Annotated in this window: 15 protein-coding genes; 7 read left to right on the forward strand and 8 right to left on the reverse strand. The window is 75.3% G+C overall.

What is annotated here, in order from left to right; genetic code table 11:
* Positions 1–44: 44 nt before the first annotated feature.
* Genes ACWCHM_RS14415 through ACWCHM_RS14430 form a run of 4 tightly spaced genes read right to left on the reverse strand, consistent with a single transcriptional unit; the run spans position 45 to position 12,491 of the window.
* The gene (locus tag ACWCHM_RS14415) at positions 45–3,584 is read right to left on the reverse strand and encodes an amino acid adenylation domain-containing protein (RefSeq protein ID WP_454222728.1); all 3,540 of its coding nucleotides are present in this window, start codon (positions 3,582–3,584) and stop codon (positions 45–47) included.
* The gene (locus tag ACWCHM_RS14420; RefSeq protein WP_454222729.1) at positions 3,581–5,929 is read right to left on the reverse strand and encodes a lantibiotic dehydratase; all 2,349 of its coding nucleotides are present in this window, start codon (positions 5,927–5,929) and stop codon (positions 3,581–3,583) included. Before ACWCHM_RS14420 ends, ACWCHM_RS14415 begins: the two co-directional genes overlap by 4 nt.
* Positions 5,926–8,991: a thioesterase domain-containing protein gene (locus ACWCHM_RS14425; protein ID WP_454222730.1), complete on the reverse strand. Its 3,066-nt coding sequence runs from the start codon at positions 8,989–8,991 to the stop codon at positions 5,926–5,928. Before ACWCHM_RS14425 ends, ACWCHM_RS14420 begins: the two co-directional genes overlap by 4 nt.
* The gene (locus ACWCHM_RS14430) at positions 8,988–12,491 is read right to left on the reverse strand and encodes an AMP-binding protein (protein WP_454222732.1); all 3,504 of its coding nucleotides are present in this window, start codon (positions 12,489–12,491) and stop codon (positions 8,988–8,990) included. The genes ACWCHM_RS14425 and ACWCHM_RS14430 overlap by 4 nt, the downstream gene beginning before the upstream one ends.
* Before the next feature lie 404 nt (positions 12,492–12,895).
* Between ACWCHM_RS14430 and ACWCHM_RS14435 the strand changes: the two genes are divergently transcribed.
* From ACWCHM_RS14435 to ACWCHM_RS14445, 3 genes are all read left to right on the forward strand, one after another.
* The gene (locus ACWCHM_RS14435; protein ID WP_421490411.1) at positions 12,896–13,252 is read left to right on the forward strand and encodes a CBS domain-containing protein; all 357 of its coding nucleotides are present in this window, start codon (positions 12,896–12,898) and stop codon (positions 13,250–13,252) included.
* Positions 13,249–13,863: a methyltransferase domain-containing protein gene (locus ACWCHM_RS14440; RefSeq protein ID WP_204961079.1), complete on the forward strand. Its 615-nt coding sequence runs from the start codon at positions 13,249–13,251 to the stop codon at positions 13,861–13,863. Before ACWCHM_RS14435 ends, ACWCHM_RS14440 begins: the two co-directional genes overlap by 4 nt.
* A gap of 88 nt (positions 13,864–13,951) precedes the next feature.
* A complete protein-coding gene (locus ACWCHM_RS14445) occupies positions 13,952–14,557 on the forward strand; it encodes a class I SAM-dependent methyltransferase (RefSeq protein ID WP_204961078.1) in 606 nt (201 codons plus the stop codon).
* Positions 14,558–14,596: 39 nt separating this feature from the next.
* Here the strand turns inward: ACWCHM_RS14445 and eccB are convergent, their stop codons facing one another.
* Positions 14,597–15,979, reverse strand: coding sequence for a type VII secretion protein EccB (gene eccB / locus ACWCHM_RS14450; protein ID WP_281898236.1), 1,383 nt, complete (start codon positions 15,977–15,979; stop codon positions 14,597–14,599).
* Positions 15,980–16,149: 170 nt separating this feature from the next.
* On the opposite strand from eccB, the gene ACWCHM_RS14455 reads away from it, so the two are divergent.
* Together ACWCHM_RS14455 and ACWCHM_RS14460 are read left to right on the forward strand one after the other, a co-directional pair.
* Entirely contained in the window at positions 16,150–16,878 is a 729-nt protein-coding gene (locus ACWCHM_RS14455) for a polyamine aminopropyltransferase (protein WP_421488588.1), read from the forward strand.
* A gap of 79 nt (positions 16,879–16,957) precedes the next feature.
* Positions 16,958–17,137, forward strand: a complete 180-nt coding sequence (locus ACWCHM_RS14460) for a hypothetical protein (protein ID WP_204961075.1) — start codon at positions 16,958–16,960, stop codon at positions 17,135–17,137.
* Positions 17,138–17,181: 44 nt separating this feature from the next.
* Here ACWCHM_RS14460 and ACWCHM_RS14465 read toward each other — a convergent pair whose 3' ends face one another.
* The gene (locus ACWCHM_RS14465) at positions 17,182–17,502 is read right to left on the reverse strand and encodes a DMT family transporter (protein WP_454222733.1); all 321 of its coding nucleotides are present in this window, start codon (positions 17,500–17,502) and stop codon (positions 17,182–17,184) included.
* A 282-nt stretch (positions 17,503–17,784) separates the two neighbouring features.
* Between ACWCHM_RS14465 and ACWCHM_RS14470 the strand changes: the two genes are divergently transcribed.
* Positions 17,785–18,801 (forward strand): hypothetical protein, encoded by a 1,017-nt coding sequence (locus tag ACWCHM_RS14470; RefSeq protein ID WP_454222734.1) that lies wholly within the window; start codon positions 17,785–17,787, stop codon positions 18,799–18,801.
* 28 nt (positions 18,802–18,829) lie between these two features.
* Here ACWCHM_RS14470 and ACWCHM_RS14475 read toward each other — a convergent pair whose 3' ends face one another.
* Positions 18,830–19,975 (reverse strand): fatty acid desaturase family protein, encoded by a 1,146-nt coding sequence (locus ACWCHM_RS14475; protein ID WP_204961072.1) that lies wholly within the window; start codon positions 19,973–19,975, stop codon positions 18,830–18,832.
* Positions 19,976–19,988: 13 nt separating this feature from the next.
* On the reverse strand, positions 19,989–21,080 hold the full coding sequence (locus tag ACWCHM_RS14480) for a ferredoxin reductase (protein WP_454222735.1): 1,092 nt from the start codon (positions 21,078–21,080) through the stop codon (positions 19,989–19,991).
* Between the two features lie 83 nt (positions 21,081–21,163).
* Here ACWCHM_RS14480 and ACWCHM_RS14485 point away from each other — a divergent pair, with 83 nt between their 5' ends.
* On the forward strand, positions 21,164–22,405 hold the full coding sequence (locus tag ACWCHM_RS14485) for a PucR family transcriptional regulator (protein WP_204961070.1): 1,242 nt from the start codon (positions 21,164–21,166) through the stop codon (positions 22,403–22,405).
* Positions 22,406–22,457 lie beyond the last annotated feature (52 nt).

A 22,457-nucleotide genomic window follows, 5' to 3' on the forward strand; every position in this document is an offset into this window, starting at 1 on the left:
TTGTCGCAAGGTGCCGCCCGCGGGCGGTGGGGAGGGAGGCGTCGTCACGGTTGGTGCGGTCGGCGGGGTGGCGGGGGCCGACGGGTCCGGCCGCGCCGGGCGGCGGCGCGCAACGCGGCGCGGGCCAGCTCGGGTCGGTCGGCGGCCCCGTCGAGGCTGGCGGCGAGCGCCCGGACGGTGGGGTGCCGGAATAGGTCGAGCATCGTGATCGACCGGCCGGTGGCGGCGGTGAGCCGGGCGTGCACCGCCGCCAGCGCCAGCGAGTGCCCGCCGATGTCGAAGAAGTTGTCGGCGACCCCGACCCGGTCGCGTTCCAGCACCTGCCGCCAGATGCCGGCGATCAGCTCCTCGGTCTCGGTCAGCTCGTCCGGCCCGGTCGGCACCGGCACGGCCGGGGCCGGTGCGGCGGCGGCCACGGTCATCGCGCCCAGCGCCGCCACCCGGACGGTCGGCCGGGGCAGCGCCTCGGCCACCGTGTCGGCAGGGGTGTCGGGGTCGGCGGCGAGCGCGCCGACCAGGTCGGCGAGGTCGGCCAGGAGCGCGTCGATCCGGTCGGCGTCGAACAGGTCCGGGTTGTAGACCACGTCCACCCCGCACCGGCCGTCGCGCTGCACCACGTAGACGGTGATGTCGAACGGGGAGCCGGGCTTGGGCACCGGCAGCATCTCGGCGGTGAGCCCGCTCAGCGTCAGCCGGGGAGCGGTGAAGTTGAGCACGTTGAACAGCACCTGCACCAGGGGCGCCCGGGAGGTGTCCCGACCCACGCCGAGGGTCTCGACGAGTTTCTCCAGCGGCGCACCCGGGTGGGCGGTCGCCTCGTGCAGTTCGGCGGCGCACCGGTCGACCAGTTCGGCGAACCCGACCCCACCGCCGGTCGTGCCGTCGGGGCCGGTGCGCAGCCGCACCGGGACGGTGTCGATGAAGAAGCCGACCACGTCGTCGAAGGCGGCCAGCCGGCGGTCGGCGACGATCGCCCCGACCAGGTGGTCGTCGCCGCCGGTGAGCCGGCGCAGCAGCTCGGCGAAACCGGCCAGTAGCACCGCCGCGACGGTGCTGCCGCGCCGCCCGGCCAGGTCCCGCACGGCCCGGTCGGCGGTGGCGGTCAGGGTCACCGCCGCCTCCGCGCCCGCGTACGTCTGCACGGCCGGGCGGGGACGGTCGCGGGGCAGGTCCAGCACGGTCGGCACGCCCCGCAGGTGCTCCGCCCACCAGGTGAGGTCGGCGGGGCCCTGCCGGCGGTCCCGCGCGTCGCGCCACACCGCGTAGTCGGCGTACGAGGCGGACAGCGGCGGCAGGGCCGGCGGCGTCCCGGCGACGGCGTGCGCGTACCCGGTGGCCAGGTCGGCGTAGAGGACGGCCTCGGACCAGCCGTCGAAGACCGCGTGGTGCATGGTCATCGCCAGCACGTGCTCGGCGGGGCCGAGCCGGTAGACGGTCACCTGCCAGGGCGGGCCGGTGGCCAGGTCGAAGGCGTGCGCGGCACCGGCGGCGAGCATCCCGGCCAGTTCGGCCTCGGCATCGGCGCGGCCGGTCAGGTCGACCACCGGCACCGCCACGTCGGTCGGTTCCTCGCACACCGCGTAGGGCACCCCGGCGGTCTGCGGGATGCGCCAGCGCAGCACGTCGTGCCGGGTGGCCACGGCGCGCAGCGCCGCGCCGAGCGCCCCGGTGTCCAGCGGGCCGCGCAGCCGGTGCGCGACGGCGATGTTGTAGGGGGCGCTGGAGGGGGCGAGCTGGTCGACGAACCACAGCCGGCGCTGCGGCGGGGACAACGTGGGGGGGTTGCCGGTGGTCAGCCCGTCGGCGTCGGCGGGCGCGGCGGCCCGCAGCCGGGCGGCCAGCGCGGCCGGGGTGCGCCCGGTCAGCACGTCCCGGGTGTCGACGTACCGGCCCAGCTCGGCGCGCAGCGCCGCGACCAGCCGCATCGCGGCGATGGAGTTGCCACCGGCGGCGAGGAAGTCGGTGTCCGGGCCGGGTGCCGCGCCGAGCAGCCGGGTCCAGGCCCGCCGCACGGCCCGCTCGACCGGGTCGGCCGGCTCGTCGGTCGGCCCGGCGGCGGGGGCGGCGGTCAGGGCGGCGTCGGCAAGCGCCCGCAGTGCCGGCCGGTCCAGCTTGCCGGTGGTGGCGCTGACCGGCAGGTCGTCGCGGCGCAGCAGCCGCGCCGGCAGCATCGCGGCGGTCAACCGCCCCCCGGCGTACGCCCGGACGGCGTCGTTGTCGGGCGCGGTGGCCGGGGTGAGGAAGGCGACCAGTTCCGTCCCGGCCGGGCCGGGCACCGCCTCCACGGCCACCCGCTCGACGCCGGGCACGGCGGCCAGCACGGCCTCCACCTCGCCCAGTTCGATCCGCTGGCCCCGGATCTTGACCTGCCGGTCGGTCCGGCCAAGGTAGACGATCCGCCCGTCGTCGGCCTGCCGGACCAGGTCGCCGGTGCGGTAGAGCCGCTCGCCGGGCAGCCCGGAGAACGGGTCGGGGACGAACCGGTCGGCGGTCAGGCCGGGCCGGTTGAGGTAGCCGTCGGCCAGCCCCGGCCCGCCGATCAGCAGTTCACCGGTCTGCCCCGGCGGCACCGCCCGCAACGCGTCGTCCACCACGTAGGCCCGGTGGTTGGGCAGGGGCAGCCCGATCGGCACCGGGTCGGTGTCGACGCCGGTCAGCTCGCCGCTGACCGCCAGCACGGTGGTCTCGGTGGGGCCGTAGCCGTTGAGTAGCCGTCGGCCCGACGCCCAGCGGGCGGCCAGGTCGGCGGGGACGGCCTCGCCGCCGCAGAGCACCGTACGCCAGCCGGGCACCCGGGCCGGGTCCAGCATGGACAGCACGGTCGGGGTGATGAAACCCCAGTTGACGTCGTGGGCGGCGATGAACCGGGCCAGCCGGTCCGGGTCGGCGCGGTCGTCCGCGCCGAGTAGCTGCACGCTGCCGCCGAGCAGCAACGGGACGAACAGGTCGATGCTCGCCGCGTCGAAGCCGAGCGAGGCGATGCCGAGGCTGCGCACCCCGGCGTCGGCGGCGCTGAGCGCGGCGCAGCCGGTGACGAACTCCACCACGTTACGGTGGGTGGTCAGCACCCCCTTGGGCCGGCCGGTGGAGCCCGAGGTGAACAGCACGTACGCCGGGTCGCCGGCCCGCGCCGGGCAGGGTGCCAGCGGGGCCGGGCCGGTGGCGGTGACCACCTCGATCCCGGGGGTGTCGGCGAACTCGACCGCCGCCGCGTCGCCGACGACCAGCGTCACCCCGGCGTCGGCGGCGATCTCCCGCAGCCGCCGCCGGGGGCCACCGGGCTCCAGCGGCACGTAGCAGCCCCCGGCGAGCAGCACACCGAGGACGTCGACCACCAGGTCGGGGCGGCGGTGGGCGCAGATCCCCACCCGGGTCTGCCGGCCCACCCCCCGGGCCCGCAGCGCGGCGGCCAGGCCGGCCGCCCGGCCGACCAGCTCCCGGTAGGTGAGCCGGTCGTCCCACTGGCGCACCGCCACCGCGTCCGGGCAGCGGGCCGCCCGCTCGACGATCAGGTCGGCAAGCGTGCCGTCCGGCCAGGGCAGTGTCTCCCCGGCGACGGCGCTGACGGTCAGGATGTCGGTCACTGCACTCCCCGTACGGTGGCGGGGTCGGCTCCCCGGTGGCTGGCGGGTTCGACGCCCGGGTAGGTGGCCGGGTCGGTGATCAGCAGGCGCAGCTCGCTGACGTACCCCCGGCCCGCCGCGTCGGGCACCCAGGAGTCGGCCGGGGTGGGCAGCAGCTCGGTGACGACCAGCGGGACGTCCGGGCCGGTCCGGGCGGCGGTGTCGACCATGGCGCACAGCGACTGGGCGTACAGCGGGCCGGTCAGGTCGACGTAGCAGGGCTTGACCTCGGTGCCGACCTTGACGAACACCCGCTCGGGCAGGTCGGCGGCGGCCCGGAAGCGGCGCACCGCGAGGTAGCGGGCCGTCTCGTCGGGGTGCCCGGCGAGGCCGCTGGCCCCCACCGTGGTCCGCCAGGTGCGTCGGGCCACCACCAGCCGGTCGATGACGATCCGGGGCATGTGCGGGGCCGGGTCGAGCAGCTTGAACGCGTCCAGCAGCAGCGCTCCGAGGACCTGGGCGAAGACCTCCACCAGCGGCCAGCGGACGCCGTCGGGGAAGACCGCGACCAGCTCGTCGCCGTCGTGGCAGACGGTGACGGCGGTGGACGCCACCAGCCTGTCGACGTCGGCCCCCTGCGCGGTGTCGATGCCCAGCTCACGGTCGGTGGGTCCGGGCAGGCCGTAGGTGGTGCGGGTGGCCCGCCGGGGGAAGCTCTCCGGCCACAGCACCCGCAGCCGGGTCGGGCCGAGGTCGGTGTCGAAGTCCGCCCGCAGGGCCGCCGGGTCGGGGTGGAACATGCTGAGCACCGCGCTGTCGAACGCGATCGCGGCCGGATGCAGCTCGCCGAGGACCAGCAGGAACTCCCCCCGCTCGAACGCCTGCGGGGAGGCGGCGGCGAGCTGCACGTCGGGGTTGTGCAGCCGGGCCGACGGCCAGCCGGGCCGGTCGGCGGGGAAGACCTCGGCCACCTGCCCGGCCAGGTCGGCGGCGGACAGCCGCAGCTCGACGCAGTCGGTCGGCAGGTCCCGCAGGCCGAACAGCCGGGCCCACCGCTCGGTGAGCTCGGCCCCCGCGGTGGCGATCGGACCGTGCGGGGAGATCAGCGTGCCCTGGGCCAGCGACCAGATGTCGGCGAGCCGGACCGGCCCGTCGACGGCCAACTCGTCGTACAGCTCGGCCAGCAGGGTGCCGACCCCGACGCCGATCTCGGCGGTCAGCCAGCGGGCGGCCTGCAACACCACCGCCAGCGGGGCGGCCAGCGCGTCGAGGACCGGCGCGCCGAGGCGGAACTCCAGGTCCCGGGCGGAGTCCTCGTAGCAGACGGTGCGCCCGGCGTACATCTGGCCACGGTGGCGGGTGGCGGGCCGCCCGGTGACAGCGGTGAACTCGGTGTTGAGGCCGGCCAGCGCGGCGGCGAGCCGGTCCGGGTCACCGGCGGCGGCGGCGACCTCGTCGCGGGCCGCCCGCAGCCGGTCGAACCCGGCGGCGGCCCCGGCGCGGGCCGGGTCGTCGCCGATCGCGGCGATCCGGTCGGCGAGCACCCGTTCGGCGTCCGGACTGACCGGCAGGTTGGCCCCCCAGGAGAGGTGGCCCCGCTCGACCCAGCGGTCCAACAGCAGGTAACCGTCGTCGACGCGGTGTACCAGCCCGTCGGCGTGCAGCCGCCGGACCAGTTCGACGGCGGGGGTCCGGCCGTCGCAGTCGGCCAGCAGCCGGGCCTCGGTGGCGGTCAACGCGATCGGCGGGTGCAGCGGCCGGCGCAACTGTCGGTCCTCGACGGTCAGGTGCGGTTGCCGCATCGGCGCCCACCACCGGCGGACGGCGAGGTCGTCGGCGAGCCGGTCGGCGTACTCGGTCAACGCCCACGCCTCGAAGAACACCTGCCGGCGGGTGACCAGGGCCGGGCCGGGCCGCAGCTGCACGCCCGGGTGGGCGGGGTCGAACACGCCCCAGCAGACCGGGCCGAAGAAGCCGATCGTCTCGGCCTTGCCGCAGTACCGCTGCCAGTAGCGCAGCAGGCTCGACTCGCGCTTGCGGCGGCGGACGTTGCGCACCGCCGGATCGGTCCGCAGCAGCCCGTCCAGCGCCGCCAGCATGTCCGGGTTCTGCCAGGTGACCGCCTCCCGCAGCAGCGGGTCGGCGGCGATCTCCCCGGCGGCGGCCGAGGACTCCAGGAAGGCCGCGCCGAGGATCTTGCCGAAGACCTCCGGTGGGACCTCCCCGGCGAGCACACCGTCGGCGGCGGCCGCCGCGCCGGGGGCGGCGAACCGGTCCAGCCCGGTGGCCGGGAAACCGGCGCTGCGCAGCACCACGTCCCGCCACACCGACCAGCCGGTGCCGCCCAGGGGTATCAGGTGGCTCATCGGGTGGCCTCCCCGGCGGGGGCGTCGACGATCTGCAACCGCAGCTCGCTGAAGTAGCGCCGGCCGGCGGCGTCGGGCACCCACGCCTGGTCGGGGGTGGGCAGCATCTCGCTGACCACCAGGGAGACCGCGTCGCCGCCGTCGACCCGGGCGGCCCGGACCATGGCGCAGAGCACGTTGGCGAAGGCGGGGCTGCTCAGGTCGACGAAGCAGGGCTTGGTCTCGGTGCCGAGCTTGACGTAGACCTGCTCCGGCAGGCCCAGCCGCCGCCGCCAGGCCCGGACGGCCAGGTAGCGGTCGCGTTCCCCACGCGCGTCGGCGAACCCGCACTGCCCGACGGTGGTCCGCCACGTCTCACGGGCCACCACCAGGTTGTCCAGCACGATCCGGGGCGTACGGGGGGCGGCGGCGACCAGCTTGAACCCGTCGACGGCGTGCGCGCTGAGCAGTTCGGCGAAGATCTCCACCAACGGCCACCGCTGTCCGTCGCCGGCGGTCGCGACCAGTTCACCCCGCTCGTCGGTGACGGTGAGATCCACGGTGGGCAGCAGCCGGGCCGGGTCGCCGCCGGGCGCGGGCAGGAACGCCAGGTGCCGGTCCGTCGGCCCGGTCAGCGCCTCGGCGGTGCGACTGGTCCGGCGCGGCCAGTCGGTCGGGAAGAGCAGCCGGACCCGTCGTGCGCCGAGATCCTCGGCGAGCGCGGCGCGCAGCCGTTCGACGTCCGGATGCGCGGGGGTGAACACCGAGCAGTCGAACGACGACCAGCCGGCGTGCAGTTCACCCAGCACGACGGTGTAGTCCCCGCGCCGCAGGGCGTCCACGTCGGGGGCGCAGATCTGCAGGTCGGGGCTGTGCAGCAGGGCGTTGGACCAGGTCGGTCGGGTGGCGGGGAAGGTCGCGTCGACCCGGTCGGCGAGGTCGGCGACCCGCAGCCGGACCACCCCGGCGTCGGCGGGCCGGGTGTCCAACCCGAACAGTCCGGCCCAGCGGGCCGCGAACTCGGCGGCCACCGCGTCGACCGGCCGCTCCCCCTCGCCCCAGAACAGGCCCTGCACCAGGAACCACAGGTCGGACAGGGCGACCGGGCCGTCGCCGGCCTCGGCGCGCAGCTCCTCGTAGAGCGACCGGAACACCGCGTCGTACGCCTGCGCCAGCGCCTGCACCAGCCAGCGCGCGGCACGCAGCAGCACGTCGAGCGGGGCGGCGAGGTCGGCCAGCAGGGGTGCGCCGAAGACCGCGTCGAGGTCCCGGCTGGTGTCCTCGTAACAGATGGTCCGGCCGGCGTACATCTGGCCCTCCCGGCGGCGGGCGGCGGCCCCGGTCAGCGCGGTGAAGGTCCCGTCCAGCTCGTCGAGGGCGACCCGCAGCCGCTCGGGGTCGCCGGCCGCCGCGGCGACGGCGTCACGGGCCGCCCGCAGCTCGTCCCAGCCGGCCTGTGCGGCCAGCCGGGCCGGTTCGTCGCCGATCGCGGCGATCCGGGCGGAGAGCACCGGCTCGGCGTCGGGGCTGACCGGCAGGGCGGCGTCCCAGGTGAGCAGTTCCCGGGCCACCAGCCGGTCCAGCAGGGCGTAGCCGTCCTCGGGCCGGCGCAGCCCGACCGCCGGGTCGGCGACCAGGTCGTACGCGGGCCGGTGGCCGTCGACGGCGGCGAGCAGCGCGGCCTCCACCGGGGACAGCGGGACCGGTGGCCGGCCGGGCCGCAACACCTGGCGTCCCCGGACGCTGAGCTGGGCGCAGAGCCGCGGCGGCCACCAGCGGCGAACCGCCTCGTCGGCACCGATCCGGTCGGCGTAGGCCGTCAGCGCCCACGACTCGAACCAGACCCACCGGCGGCGGACCAGCGCCGTGCCGTGGTCGATCCGGGCCACCTCCGGCTGCTGCGGGTCGACGGTCACCCAGCAGCTCGGCCCGAAGAAGCCGACGGTCTCGTTCTTGCCGGCGTAGCGCTGCCAGTACTTGAGCAGCGCCCGTTCGCGGTCGCGGCGGCGCACGTTGCGGGCCGCGTCGCCGCCGCTGCGGGCCAGTCCGTCCAGGGCGACCAGCGCGCCCCGGTTCTGCCAGGTGACCGCCTCCCGCAGCAGCGGGTCGGCGGCCAGTTCGCTGCACCGGTGCGCGGCGGCGCGGACGGCCTCGGTGAACTCCTTGTCGAACCGGTCCGGTGGGGTGTCGCCGTCGAGCAGGTCGTCGGCGGCGGCGGCCAACTGCGGCGCGGCGAAGCGGGTCAGCCCGTCGGCGGGGAAGCCGGTGCCGCGCAGGATCGCGTCGCGCCACACCGACCAACCGGTGTCGCCCAGCGGCACCCGGTGACCGCCGACCCCGGCCGGCACCGGCCCGACGGCGGCTGGCAGGTCGGCGCGGATCAACCGCAGCAGCTCGGGCAGCCGGTCGTGCAGGAAGAAGTGGCCGCCGTCGAGTTCGTGCAGGGTGAAGCCGGCGGTGGTGTGCTCCGCCCAGGCGGCGCTCTGTTCCCGGCTGACCGCCAGGTCGTGCCGCCCGGCGAACACCACCACCGGCACCGGCAGCGGCGCCTCGGGGACGTACCGGTAGCTGTCGACCCGGCCGAAGTCGGCGCGCAGCAACGGCAGCAGCAGCTCCACCAGTTCCGGGTGGTCCAGCAGGCCGTCGGGCAGGCCACCACCGTCGGCGAGCCGGCGCAGCAGCTCGTCGTCGTCCACCCGGGACAGCCCGTCGAAGGAGCTCGCGGCGGTGACGTGCGGGGCGCGGGCACCGCCGACGTACAGCCGCACCGGCAGCTGACGGCCGGCCCGGCGCAGCTCCCGCACCACCTCGAAGCCGAGCCGCCCGCCCATCGAGTGTCCGTAGATCGCGTACGGGCGGTCGGCCCGGTCGGCGATGGCGGCGGCCAGCTCCGCGACGGTGAAGTCCGGGTCGTCGCCGATCCGGTTCTCCCGACCGGGTAGCTGCACCGGCAGCACCTCCACGTCCGGGCCGGCCTCCGGCTGCCAGCGGCGGAACGCGCTGGCTCCACCCCCGGCGTACGGCAGACAGAACAACTGCACCGGTGCCTGGGGTCGGCTTCCGGGCGAGACGAACCAGTTCACCGTGCGCCTCTCTGCGGTGGGTCGATCCAGTGCCGCCGGCGCTGGAAGGGGTAGCCGGGCAGTCCGGTGCGTCGGACGACGCCCTGCGGGTGCAGTGCGGCCCAGTCGACGTCGCGGCCGGCCACCCAGCCGGCGGCCAGGTCACGCAGCGCCCCCGGCGCACCGGCCACGGTGGCGTCGGTGGCGAGCAGTTCATCGAGTCCGGCGACCGCCTCGGCCAGGTCGGCGGCGACCACGGCGGCCCGCCGGGCGAAGGACCGCCGGCCCAGCGCCAGGGTCGCGGCCACCTCGGGCAGGGCCGGCCCGACGCCGGCCAGGTGGTGCCGCAGCCGGGTCAACGCCGCGTGCAACGCCTGCGGGGTACGCGCCGACACCGGCAGCAGCCAGGCCCGCGGCGGCGACGGCTCGACCGGTACGGCAGGTGGCGGCTGCTCCACGACCACGTGCGCGTTGGTGCCGCCGAGCCCGAACGCGCTGACCCCGGCCACCCGGCGCGGCGCGTCCGGCCAGTCCCGCGCCTTGGTCGGTACGTAGAACGGGCCGCCGGCCAGGTCGATCTCCGGGTGCGGGCGGGTGAAGTGCAGGTTCGGCGGGATCACCCCGTGCTGGACGGCGAGCACCGTCTTGATCAGCCCGGCGATGCCGGCCCCGGCGTCGAGGTGACCGATGTTGGTCTTCACCGCGCCGAGCGCGCAGGACTCGGCGGGGGCGGCGCCGCCGTACACCTCGTGCAGGGCGGCGACCTCGATGGCGTCGCCCAGCGGCGTACCGCTGCCGTGGGCCTCGATGAAACGAACCTCGCCGGGGGCGACCTCGGCGGCGGCCAGGGCGTTCGCGACGGCGGCGGCCTGGCCGGCGGGTCCGGGGACCGCGAAGCCGGCCCGGTCGGGGCCGTCGTTGGTGACCGCCCAGCCGGGCAGGACGGCGTAGATCCGGTCTCCGTCGGCCTGGGCGTCGGCGAGCCGGCGCAGCGCCACCACGCCGACGCCGGACCCGAAGCCGGAGCCCTCGGCGGCCTCGTCGAAGGCGCGGCAGCGGCCGTCCGGGGAGGCCAGCCCGCCGGGGGTGGCCCGGTAGCGGGGCCAGGTGACGTTGACCCCGCCGGCGAGGGCGATGTCGCACTGGTAGTCGGCGAGGCTCTGGGCGGCGGTACACACCGCTACCAGGGAACTGGAGCAGGCGCTCTGCACGGCCACCGCCGGCCCGGTCAACCCGAGCCGGTACGCCACCTGGCCGGGCAGGTGGTCGGTGGACTGCCGGCCGATCAGCCGGGCCTCCCAGTCGTCCGGGTCGACGTCGCCGACCACCGCCGGGTTGTCCATCAAGTGGAACAGGAAGTAGCGGTTGGCGGAGGTGGCCGCGTAGACGCCGACCAGTCCGGGGAAGCGGGTCGGGTCGTGCCCGGCGTCCTCCAGCGCCTCCCACGCGGTTTCCAGGAAGAGCCGGTGCTGGGGGTCGGTCCGGGCGGCCTCCTCGTCGCCCATGGCGAAGAACTCGGCGTCGAAGTCGGTGACCCCGTCGAGCCGGCCGGTGGCCCGCACGTGCCGGGGGTCGGCGCGTAGTCGCGGCCCGATGCCGAGGGCGGTCAGCTCGGCGTCGGAGTGGTCGTGCACCGAGTCGACCCCGGCGCAGACGTTCCACCAGAAGGTGGCCGCGTCGGGTGCGCCGGGGAACCGGCCGGCGAGCCCCACCACCACGATCTCGTCGCCGGTGTACTCGCGGGCGGCGACCGACGGCGCGGTCGGGGTGGGCAGGCTCGGCGCGGGGGTCGGGCCGGTGCGCGCCGCCCCGGCCGGCGGCCCGTCGACACCCGGGTCGAGCAGCCGGGCCTGGGCGGCGATCGTCGGGTGGGCGAACAGCCGCACCATGGGCAGCGTCGCGCCGAACCGGTCGGCGATGCGCTGCTGCACCTGGCCGAGCAGCAGGGACTGTCCTCCGGCGTCGAAGAAGCTCTCCTGCCGGCCGACGGCGTCGCGGCCGAGCACCGCGCACCAGATGTCGTGCACGGCCCGCTCGGTGTCGGTGGCCGGTTCCTGCCCGGCGGGGACCGTCCGGGGCGGGTCCGGCAGCGCCCGCTCGTCGATCTTGCCGGTGACGGTGAGCGGGAACGCGTCGAGGACCAGTACGGCGCGGGGCAGCGCGTAGTCGGGCAGCCGTCGGGCCAACGCGGTGCGCAGCGCCGCCGGGTCGAGGTCACCGCCGGCCGGCACGGCGTACGCGAGCAACGTCCCGTCGCGGGCGATGGCGCGGACGGCGGCGACGCCTGGCTGCGCGGCGAGGACGGCCTCGACCTCGGTCAGCTCCACCCGGAACCCACGGACCTTGACCTGGCGGTCGAGTCGGCCGAGGCAGACCAGTTCCCCGCCGGGCAGCCACGCGCCGAGGTCGCCGGTGGCGTAGCTGGGCGTCCCGTCGGGGTCGACGCCGAACCGGTCGCTGTGTTGGCCGAGGTAGCCGGGGGCGAGGTGCGGGCTGCGCACCACGATCTCGCCGGAGTCGGCCAGCCGCAGCGTGTAGCCGGGTAGCGCCGTGCCGATCGGCAGCGGGCCGGTGCGGCCCGGGTCGGCGTCGGCCAGCGGCAGCGCGTACCGGGCGGCGAACGTCATCTCGGTGGCGCCGTAGCCGTTGACCAGCACGCATCCCGGGGCGAACCGGTCGCGACCCCGGGCGGCGTCGACGTGGGTGGCCTGCTCGCCGCCGAGCAGCACCACCCGGATGCTGTCCAGCCGTCGCTCACCGAGGGTGTCGAGGAGGAACCGGTAGACCGTCGGGGTGGAGTGGTAGACGGTGACCCGGTGCCGGGCGAGTTGCCCGACGGCGTACGCCAGGCCGTGCCGGCGCAGGTCGACCGGGACGACGGCGGCCCCGGTGAGCAGCGCCGGGTAGAGGTCGGGGATGGCCGCGTCGAAGCTGAACGAGGCGAGCAGGCTGAGCCGGTCGGTCGGGCCGATGGCCAGGGTGCGGATCTGGTTGTCGACGACGTGCCGCAGGTTGCGGTGGGTCTGCGCGACGGCTTTCGGGGTGCCGGTGGACCCGGAGGTGAACAGCACGTAGGCCGGGCTGTCGGGATCGACCGGCACGGGGTGCAGCACGGCGGTGGCGGTCGGGTCGAGGACCAGCACGGCGGTGCCGGGGCGGGCGGCGCACAGGGCGTCGGCGAGGTCGCGGTGGTCGGGGACGCAGGCCACGACGCGCACGTCGGCGGCGGCGAGCATGTGCCGGAGCCGGTCGACCGGGAAGCCGGGGTCCAGCGGCACGTACACGCCACCGGCGGCGAGGGTGCCGAGGACGGCCGCGATGGTGCCGACGCCGTGCCCGGTGAGCAGGGCGACCCGGTCGCCGGGGCGGACGCCGGCCGCGGTGAGCGCGACCGCGTGCCCGCCGACGGTGGCGGCCAGGGCGGCGTAGCTGACCTCGTGGGTCTCGCCGAGGATCGCCGGGTGGTCGGTACGGGTGGCCGAAACCTCGGCGAACTGTTGGATGATCGTCGGTTGCGCCATGTCAGCGGATCGGCTCGACTCCACTGTGGGCGGCCGCGCAGGAACAGCCGATTGTGATCATGATCCCCCCCAGGACTTCACAATGGAAGCAGAATAGGGCGACATCCGGCCGAGGAAAGATCATCGATCGGAGTCGGACCGAAGGGCCCACCAGGCCCTGAAGATCGGACGGCGAAAATCGGCCGATCATCCCCCTAGCGCGAAAAGGAGTTTCAGCTTAAGTGTCCAACGACAAGTGATTTTGCGGCGAAAGAGCTTGCAAACCGGCTATTTTCCATCTTGGACGGCGCCTTAACGCCAGGTCAGGCGGGTTGCCGCAGCCGCCGGCCCACGCCATCCTAGGGTCGGCCGACCACCCGGGACCTCCGGCCCGTCAGGACGTGACGGCGGTCGACGCGCGCACGGTGGACGAGGGCACCGGCTACCGGACGGTGGTGGACCTGCTCACCGCCCGGCACGTCACGGCGGCGCCGGTGGTCGACGACACCCGACGGGTGCCCGGCGTGGTCTCCCAGGCCGACCTGCCGACCCGGGGCCGGGGTCACGCCGGCGGGGCACCCGTCCCGCACCCAGGGTCGACCCGGCGACACCCTGCGTCACCAGGGCCGACCCGCCACCCGTGGGGGCTGACGATGGCCGCCCGGGTCCGTAGCATCTGTCGGGTGTCCGCGTCGGCGCGGACACCCGACGGCCGGCGGCGTGCCCTCCGCACGCGCGCCGGGTGGCGACGTTTCCGCGACGGGCAGAGAGGCCGGCGATGAGTCGAGCAGAGCAGGACACCGCGGCGGGCACCGAGGGTGAGGACTACACCCAGCGGTTGCAACGCCTCGGTGGCGCACGCTGGAAGCAGGTGCTCGACGTGCAGGCGCCGTACCGGTGGAACCTCCAGCGGCTCGACCTGGGCCGCACCCTCGACGTCGGCTGCGGCCTCGGCCGCAACCTGGCCAACCTGGGCGAGGGCGCGGTCGGGGTGGACCACAACCCCACCTCGGTGGCGCACGCACGGGCCGCCGGACTGGAGGCGTACACGATCGAGGAGTTCCACCAGTCCCCGCACGCCCGGCCGGGCGCCTTCGACGCGCTGCTCGCCGCCCACCTGCTGGAGCACCTGCCCGCCGACGCGGCCCTGGAGGTCATCTCCAGCTACCTGCCGTTCCTGCGTTCCGGCGGCACGGCGGTCTTCATCACCCCGCAGGAGCGGGGTTACGCCAGCGACGCGACCCATGTCCGGTTCGTCGGGTTCGACGAGGCCGCGCAGGCCGCCCGGGATCTCGGCATGACGGTGGTCAAGCAGTACTCCTTCCCGTTCCCCCGGTCGATGGGCAAGGTCTTCACCTACAACGAGTTCGTCACGGTGGCCCAGCTGCCCTGAGCCCCGCCGTGACCGGCCCGCCTCCCCCGGCACGGTGGGCGGTGCCGTGCCGCCCCGGCACGCCGGGCCGGCCGGTTACCGTGGCGGCATGACCAACCCGACCCGGTGGGCGACCGAGACCGGCCCCGAACACTCCCAGTGGTACATCGACCGGTTCCGCCGGCTCGCCGCCGAGGGGGCCGACCTGGCCGGGGAGGCCCGCCTGGTCGACGCGGTGGTGGCCCCCGGCTCCCGCATCCTCGACGCCGGCTGCGGCACCGGACGTGTCGGTGCCGCGCTCGCCGCGCGGGGGCACCAGGTGGTCGGGGTCGACGCCGATCCCGCCCTGGTCGAGGCGGCCCGCACCGACCATCCCGGGCCCCGCTGGCTGGTCGCCGACCTCGCCACGCTGGATCTCGCCGCCGACGGCGAGGCCGAGCCGTTCGACGCCGCCGTGGTGGCCGGCAACGTGATGGCCTTCGTCGCTGCCGGCACCGAACCCGCCGTGCTGACCCGGATCGCCGCCCACCTGCGCCCGGACGGGGCGGTGCTGGTCGGGTTCGGCCTCGACCGGGGCTACCGGCTCGACCACTTCGACAGCGACCTGGCCGCCGCCGGCCTGCGGCTCGAACAGCGCTTCGCCACCTGGGACCTGCGCCCCTGGCGCGACGACGCGGACTTCGCCGTCAGCCTGCTGCGCCGCCCCACCGGCTGACCCCCGCGCACCGCCCCGGGCGCGGGCCGGGCCGGGTGGTCAGGACGGGGCAGCCGCCGCCCGGGCGGCGGCCGGGTCGAGGGTGCTGCCGGCGGGAACGAGGCTGACCAGGCCGGCCGGGAGCCGGACCGGGGTGACCCCCCGGTAGCCGAGCATGCCGAGCACCCCCTCGTCGGCGAGCACGTAGCGGCGGCCCAGGTCGGTGACCACCGACACCGCCCCGCCGTCGGCGCCCGGCGCGGCCACCGACTCCACGAGCGCACCGCGTCCCGGCTCGACCAGCACCTGGTCGGCGCGCACCCCGCCCGGGGTGTCGGTGCTGCGGGCGGCGGTGAGATCCGGCACGGTCGCGTCGACCCGCACCTCACCGACCGTGCCGTCGTCGCCGATCCGGGCACAGAGCACGCCGCCGTCGACCCCGGCCAGGCGGGGCGGGGCCGGTGGCGGCGCGGTCGGCCCGGTCGGCACCAGATCGGGCAGCTTGGGCGACGCGGCGAACCGGCCCAGGCTGATCGGGGCCGGCTCGTCCTGGCCGGTGCGGGCCATCAGCAGGGCCGCCTGGAGTTCGGTGATCCCGGCCAGGCCCGCGCGCCCGGCGACCGCGTACTGCCGACCGCCGCCGGAGTTGCGGACCAGGTAGACGTCCCCGACCGTGGCGTCGGTGACCCCGGACGAGGGCTCGCCGAGCCCGGCCAGCGACGGCGGGGCCAGGTCGACGCCCGCCGGCAGGGCGTTGAGCAGCGCCGGGGCGGCGGGAACCGCGCGTTCCCTGGTGGTCGCCAGCGCGGCGAGCACCCGGGCGGTGTCGCGCAGCAGGTGCCGACGCTGGTGCCAGATCAGGTGCAGCCCGCCGTCGGGGTGCCGGACCAGCACCGCCTCCTCGGTGAGCCGCCGCCCGCCGGTCGGCTCCCGGCCGATCAGCAGCGCCGAGCGGGGCACGGCCCGCGCCGCCTCGGCCGACGCCCGCGAGCAGACCGTCCACGGCGCGGTGGACAGCCGCCCGGCCGCCGGCAGCGAGTCCGGGGCGTCGGCGATGCCCAACGGCAGCCCGCGCGGCACCCCCTCGATGGAGCGGCGGGACACCAGCACCGTACGGGACCGGTCCGCGCCGACGATCAGCAGCGCGGAGGCGTAGTTGAGCACCGGGTGCAGCCGGCCGTCACGGTAGACGAACCGGGCCCCGGACTCCTTCTCGACGATCACCGCACCGGCGTCGCGCCAGCTCGACCCGCCCCCCACGAACAGGCCGTAGAGCGCGCAGCCACCCAGCCCGATCGCCGCCACCAGGACGCTGGCCAGCCCAGCACCGGCCAGCCGGCGAAACGGTGACCGCGCCGGGTCGGTCTCCCGCATGACCAGGGCGGCGACGGCCCGCTGCACGGTGAACTGGTAGGAGTGGAGCTGGTCCTGCCGCGACGGCATGGCGTCCCTTCCGCGAGTCCTCGGCGGACAGGATATGCGCTGCGTCGATGTCCCGTGGACCCTGCGTGGTGACCGGCGGCGTCCGCCCGGCCGCGTCGCCGCGCGCCGGTGCCGCGCCGAACCGGTCACCCGGTAGCATCCCGGCACGACGACGGTGGAGGGACGACCGGGTGGGCGTGCGATTCGAGGAACTGGCCTGGCGGGAGACCCCGATCGGCGCGATCAGCCTGCGCCGGCGGCGGGAACCCGCGCTCGACGTCGACGTCTACGAGGTGAAGCTCGACGACGAGTATCTGATGTCCAGTCTCTTCCCGGTCGCCGAGATCGAACTGGCCCGGCTGGGGCTGGCCCCGTTGGGCGACGGGCCGCTCGACGTGGTGGTCGGTGGTCTCGGCCTCGGCTACACCGCCCGTACCGCGCTGGAGGACACCCGGGTACGCACGGTGCTGGTGGTGGAGACGATCGAGGACGTCATCGACTGGCACCGCCGGCAGTTGCTGCCCTTCGCCGCCGGTCTCGCCCCGGACCCACGGACCCGGTTCGTCCGGGCCGACTTCTTCGCCGCGGTCGCCGACGGCAGCGGTTTCGACCCGGACCAGCCGGGCCGCCGGTTCCACGCGGTGCTGCTCGACGTCGACCACTCCCCGCGCAACGTGCTGCACCCCAGCCACGCCGCCTTCTACACCGCCGACGGGCTGCGCCGGCTGGCCGACCTGCTGCTGCCGGAGGGGGTGTTCGCGCTCTGGTCGGACGACCCGCCGGACGACGCGTTCGGCCGGGTCCTGGCCGAGGTGTTCACCACCTGGCAGGCGCACGTCGTCCCGTTCGCCAACCCGCTGACCGGCGGGAAGTCCGCCAACACCGTCTACGTCGCCCACCGGCGGCCCGACCCGCGCTGACCCCGCTCCCGGTGGCTGCGGGGCATACGGCGGCCCGGAACGGGAAGGCTGCCCGGTCAGCGAGTCACGGGAGGTGGACATGCGGGCCATGCTCTGGGTCGTCGGTGTCGTCGGCGGCGCGCTCATCCTGCTCGGGCTGCTGCTGGAGGCGGTCCGTTGGCTGGCCATCATCGGCCTCGTCGCGCTGCTGGTGGTGATCGTGCTGGCGTTCGTGCGGGGACGGCAGGTGGTGCACCGGCACTCCGCGGGCCGCCGCTAGCCCACGTGCCACAGCCGGCCGACCCCGCACCGGGGGCGGCCGGCTCAGTGCGCCCCACCCAGGTTGAGCACGATCACTCCCCCGATGATCAGTCCCACCCCGATCACCTTCGTCAGGCTCAGCGGCTCACCGAGGAAGGCCGCGCCGACGGCGACGATCGCGGCGGTGCCGAGCCCGGACCACATCGCGTACGCCACCCCGACCGGGATGTCCCGGACCGCCAGCGCGAGCATCCCGAAGGCCAGCAGGTAGGCCACGGCCAGCCCGACCGTGGGCCAGAGCCGGGTGAACCCCTGCGTCGCCTTGAGCAGGCTGGTGCCGGCCACCTCGGCACCGATCGCGATCAGCAGGAACAGGTAGGCCATCGCATTTCCTCCGCTGCTTCACCCCCGCGGTCCCGCACCGCCGGGACGCCGGGCAGGGTCCGACGCGGGACGGACCGGCGGGCCGGTCGCGTATCGGACACCGCGCAACCTGACCTCGGTTTCGACCGTAATACAGACAAACACAGGCGTCCGGTCCGCCCGGTCGACACAGCGGGACGGGCCGGTACGCCGGACCAACCCGCACCGGTCGCGCCCCGCCGCGACCGACGTGGCGGGGCCGGGCGGGTGCCGGGACCACCACCACGTCCGAAGGGATCCGCCATGATCGGTCAACGAGTGTTCGCCGGGGCCGCGGTCGGCCTGCTCACCGCGGCGCTGGCCCTGCCCGGGTCGGCCGCGGCCGGGCCACGCCGGGACAGCATCGGGTACTGCGCGTTGCGTCCGTTGCCACTGCCGGCGGGGCTGACGCACGGCGAGGCCCAGGCGGTGGACCCGACCGGCCGGTTCGTCGCCGGCATCGGCACCCGGATCACCGACGGGGTGTGGGAGCAACTCCTGCTGATCTGGCAGGGCAACCGGGTCACCGCCGTGGACACCCCGCTGGCCGGAGAGGTCACCGGGATCAACCCGGCCGGCGTGGTGATCGGCAACGGGGCCATGTCCGCGACGTACCGCCCCTGGCGTTACCAGGACGGCCAGCTCAGCGAACTACCCGTCCCGGGGACCGTCTCGAACGTCTGGGCCGAGGGGATCAACGCCCGCGGCGACATCGTGGGACGCGGCTCGGTGGACGCCACCGAGACCCAGGTCCCGCTGCGGTGGCCGGCGGACCGGCCGGGCACGGTCGAGACGGTCGCGCCGCTGACCGACGCGGTCGCCAACGCGGTCCTGGACGACGGCAGCGTCGTGGGCACCTCGGTCGGACCGGACGGCCCGCCGAGCTACGCGGGCTGGGTACGTCGCCCCGACGGCAGCATCCGCTGGCTCAGCGTGCCCGGCAAACCCCGCGCCTGGGCGTCCGTGGGTCGGGGTGACTGGGCCGCCGGTGGGGTGGACGACACCCCGGAGGAGGGGGACGGGACCCCCCAGCGGTGGAACCTGCGCACCGGGGCGGCGACACCGGTCCATCCGGCGGTGGGGTGGCGGATCTACGGCGTGACGGCAAGCGGTGTGGTGCTCGGCGAGTCGGCGGTGGGGCACGGTGACCGGGTGACGCCGCTGCCCGGGGCGGGCAACACCATCCGCTTCGTCCGGGCGGGCGCGATCGCGGACAACGGCACGGTGGTCGGCTGGACCGTCGGTGACCGGCTCACCCCGGTGCGCTGGACCGGCTGCTGACGGGCCACCCAGCGGGCCGCCTGCGGGGTCAGACCCCGGAGGTGGCGAGCACCCGGGCCGGGGGTTCGTCGGTGGCCGGCGGGGCGGTCTCCCGGTTGGGCAGGGAGAGCCGGATGACCTTCCACCAGGCGGAGGCGACCTGCTTGGGCAGCGGGCCCGTGGTGTAGGTCAGCCCGTACCTGTCGAACAGTGCCCGCACCTGCGGGGCGATCTCCTGGTAGCGCTTGCTGGGCAGGTCGGGGAAGAGGTGGTGCTCGATCTGGAAGGACAGGTTGCCGGTCATGATGTGCATCAGCCGGCTGCCGCTGATGTTGGCCGAGCCGAGCATCTGCCGCAGGTACCACTCGCCCCGGGTCTCCCCCTCGATCGAGGTCTTGGAGAACGTCTCGACCCCGTTGGGGAAGTGGCCGCACATGATCACCGAGTGGCTCCAGAGGTTGCGGAGCAGGTTCGCGGTGAAGGTGGCGGCCAGGGTGGTCAGGAAGGACGGACCGGACAGCAGCGGGTGGATGACGTAGTCCTTGAGCACCTGGCGGCGGATCTTGCGGCCGACCGCGCGCAGCCGGGCCCGGAACTCGGGGGTCTTGTGCCGGCCCTTGCGCAGGTTACGACCCAGCTCCAGGTCGTACGCGGCGATGCCGTACTCGAAGAAACAGGCGTTGACGAAGTTCCACAGCGGCTGGCCGAGGTGCATCGGGTACCACTTCTGGTCCTCGTCGACGCGCATGATGCCGTACCCGAGGTCGTTGTCCTTGCCCAGCACGTTGGTGTACGTGTGGTGCAGCTGGTTGTGCGAGTGCTTCCACTGGTCGGCCGGGGAGACGTGGTCCCACTCCCAGGTGGTGGAGTGGATCTTCGGATCGCGCATGAAGTCGTACTGGCCGTGCAGGATGTTGTGGCCGATCTCCATGTTCTCCAGGATCTTGGCCACCGTCAGGCCGGCGGTGCCGACCACCCAGGCCGGCGGGAAGAGCGAGAAGAGCAGCACCGCGCGGCTGCCCATCTCCAGGGTCCGCTGCGTCTTGATCACCTTGCGGATGTAGGCCGCGTCGCTCGCGCCGCGCTCGGCGAGCACCCGGTCCCGGATGGCGTCGAGTTCCTTGCCGAGCGTCTCGATGTCCTCGGCGCTCAGGTGGGCGATCGGGTTGACGGGCTTGTGCTGGATGACGGTCACGTCCGGCCTCCGGTCAGAGATCGATGTCGCAGGAGCCGGCCGCCGCCGACACGCAGGTCTGGATGAGCACGCCGTCACCGGGGACGGCGGTGGTGAGTTCCCCGGTCCGCAGGTCCCGCACCGCCCCCTGGCGCAGCGGCAGGACGCAGCCGTAGCAGATCCCCATCCGACAGCCGGACGGCATCAGCGCGCCGGCGGCCTCACCGGCGTCGAGGATCGGGGTGCCGCCGCCCGCGGCGAGGGTGAGGCCGGTGCGGGTGAAGGTGACGGTGCCGCCCTCGCCGGGCGCGATCACCGTCGGCCGGAACCGTTCGGTGTGCAGCCGGTCGGCGACGCCGGCCGCCGCCCAGTGCTCCTGCACCGCGTCGAGCATCCCGACCGGACCGCACGCCCAGGTCTCCCGGTCGAGGTAATCGGGGACCAGGGTGGCCAGCTCGTCGACGCCGAGCAGGCCGTGCCGGTCGGTGTGCCGCTCGACCAGGCGGATGCCGCCCTGCCCGGCCAGCGCCCGCAGCTGCGGGCCGAACACGACGTCGTCGGGGGTCGGCGCGGAGTGCACCACGACCACGTCGGCGCGGGTGTGCACACCGGCGCGGAGCATGCCCATCACCGGGGTGATGCCGCTGCCGGCGGTGAGGAACAGCACCCGGGCGGGAACCGGGTCGGGCAGGACGAAGTCACCGAGTGCCTGGTCGAGCTGGACGACGGTGCCGACCGGGGTCCGCCGGACCAGGTGGTTGCTGACCCGGCCGTCGGGGATGGCCTTGACGGTGACGCTGATCAGGCGGTCGGGGCGGTCGGGGGCGGAGGTCAGCGAGTAGGCCCGCCACTGGCGTACCCCGTCGACGTCGACGCCGAGGCGGACGTACTGGCCGGGGGTGTGGCCGCGCCAGTCGCGGCCGGGCCGGATGGTGAGGGTCGCCGCGTCGGGGGTCTCGGGCTCGACGGCGACGATCCGCCCGCGCAGGGCGGCCCCGGCGCGCAGCGGCGCGACCAGGTCGAGGTAGTCCTCCGGCAGCAGCGGGGTGGTGACCGTCTCGGCCAACCGCAGGAGCCGGTCCCGGACGGTGGTCTTCGCCGGGCGGTGCGGGACGGTGGTGGTCATGAACCCAGGGTCCTCGCACTTCCGCATAACATCTTGACCAGGGAAGGTGAATCGGACGCGATAACTTGTTCGAAGGGAACAACATGTCGGAAACGGAGGCGGCCGGCCACCCCGGCGGACGGCTGGAACTCGACGCGCCGGTGGCCGCCCGGTTACGCGGCCGGTTGCCGATGGTCGCCGCGCACACCGTGACCACCATCACCGCCGAGGTCCCCGCCTACTCCGGCACCCTCACCGGCCAGATGCGCGAGAAGATCGAGAATGCGGTACGCATCGCGTTGGGCACGTTCCTCCAGCTCATCGAGCGGGCCGGCACCGCGGCCGACCCGAGCACCCCGCTGAACCGGGCGCTGGAGGCCGCGTACGCGCTGGGCGCCGGGGAGGCGCGGGCGGGGCGCAGCATGGACGCGCTGCTGGCCGCGTACCGGGTGGGGGCCCGGGTGGCCTGGCGCGAGGTCTCCACCACCACCGTACGCAGCGGGCTGTCCGCCGAGACGGTCGCCGAGTTCGCCGAGCTGATGTTCGCCTACATCGACGAACTCTCCGCCGCCAGCGTCGCCGGCCACTCCGACGAGCTGGCCAACGTCGGCCGGGCCCGGCGGCGCGACCTGGACCGGCTCACCCAGCAACTGCTGACCGGCGAGCCGGAGGAGGTGCTGCGGCGCAGCGCCGAACGGGCCGAGTGGCCCCCGCCGCAGACCCTGACCGTGGTGGTGCTGCCCCGCAGCAGCCTGCGCGGGGTGCTCGCGGTGCTCCCGACGCACACCCTGGAGAGCGGTGAGGAACTGCCCGGGGCGCAGTGGGCCGAGGAGGGGGCGCTGCTGCTCGTACCGGACATGCACGGTGGACGGCGGCGGCAGCTCGCCACGGCGCTGCACGGGCACCGCGCGGTGCTCGGCCCGGCCCGGCCCTGGGTCGCGGTGGCCCGGTCGTACCAGCGGGTGCTGAAGGCGCTCGCCCTCGGCCTGCCGTCACCGGCGGACGCCGCCGCGTGGGACACCGAGCAGCACCTGGCCCGGCTGGTGCTGCACACCGACCCGGAGGCGCTGGCCGACCTGCGCGCCCAGGTGCTCGCGCCGCTGGCCACGCTCCCGGCGGCGACCGCCGCGCGGCTGGCCGAGACGATGCGGTCCTGGCTGCTGCACCAGGGCCGGCGCGACGACGTCGCCGCCGACCTGTTCGTGCACCCGCAGACGGTCCGGTACCGGATGGGCCGGCTGCGCGAGCTGTACGGCGACCGGCTCAACGAGCCCGGCACGGTGCTCGACCTGACCGTGGCGCTGGCGTTCCCACCCACCGACGACACCGTGCCCGCCGGCTCCTGAGCCGGCACTCCGTCACCACCGACGCCTCCCCCACATCGGACGGTCCACCGGC

It is taken from the genome of Micromonospora sp. SCSIO 07396 (assembly GCF_053667945.1).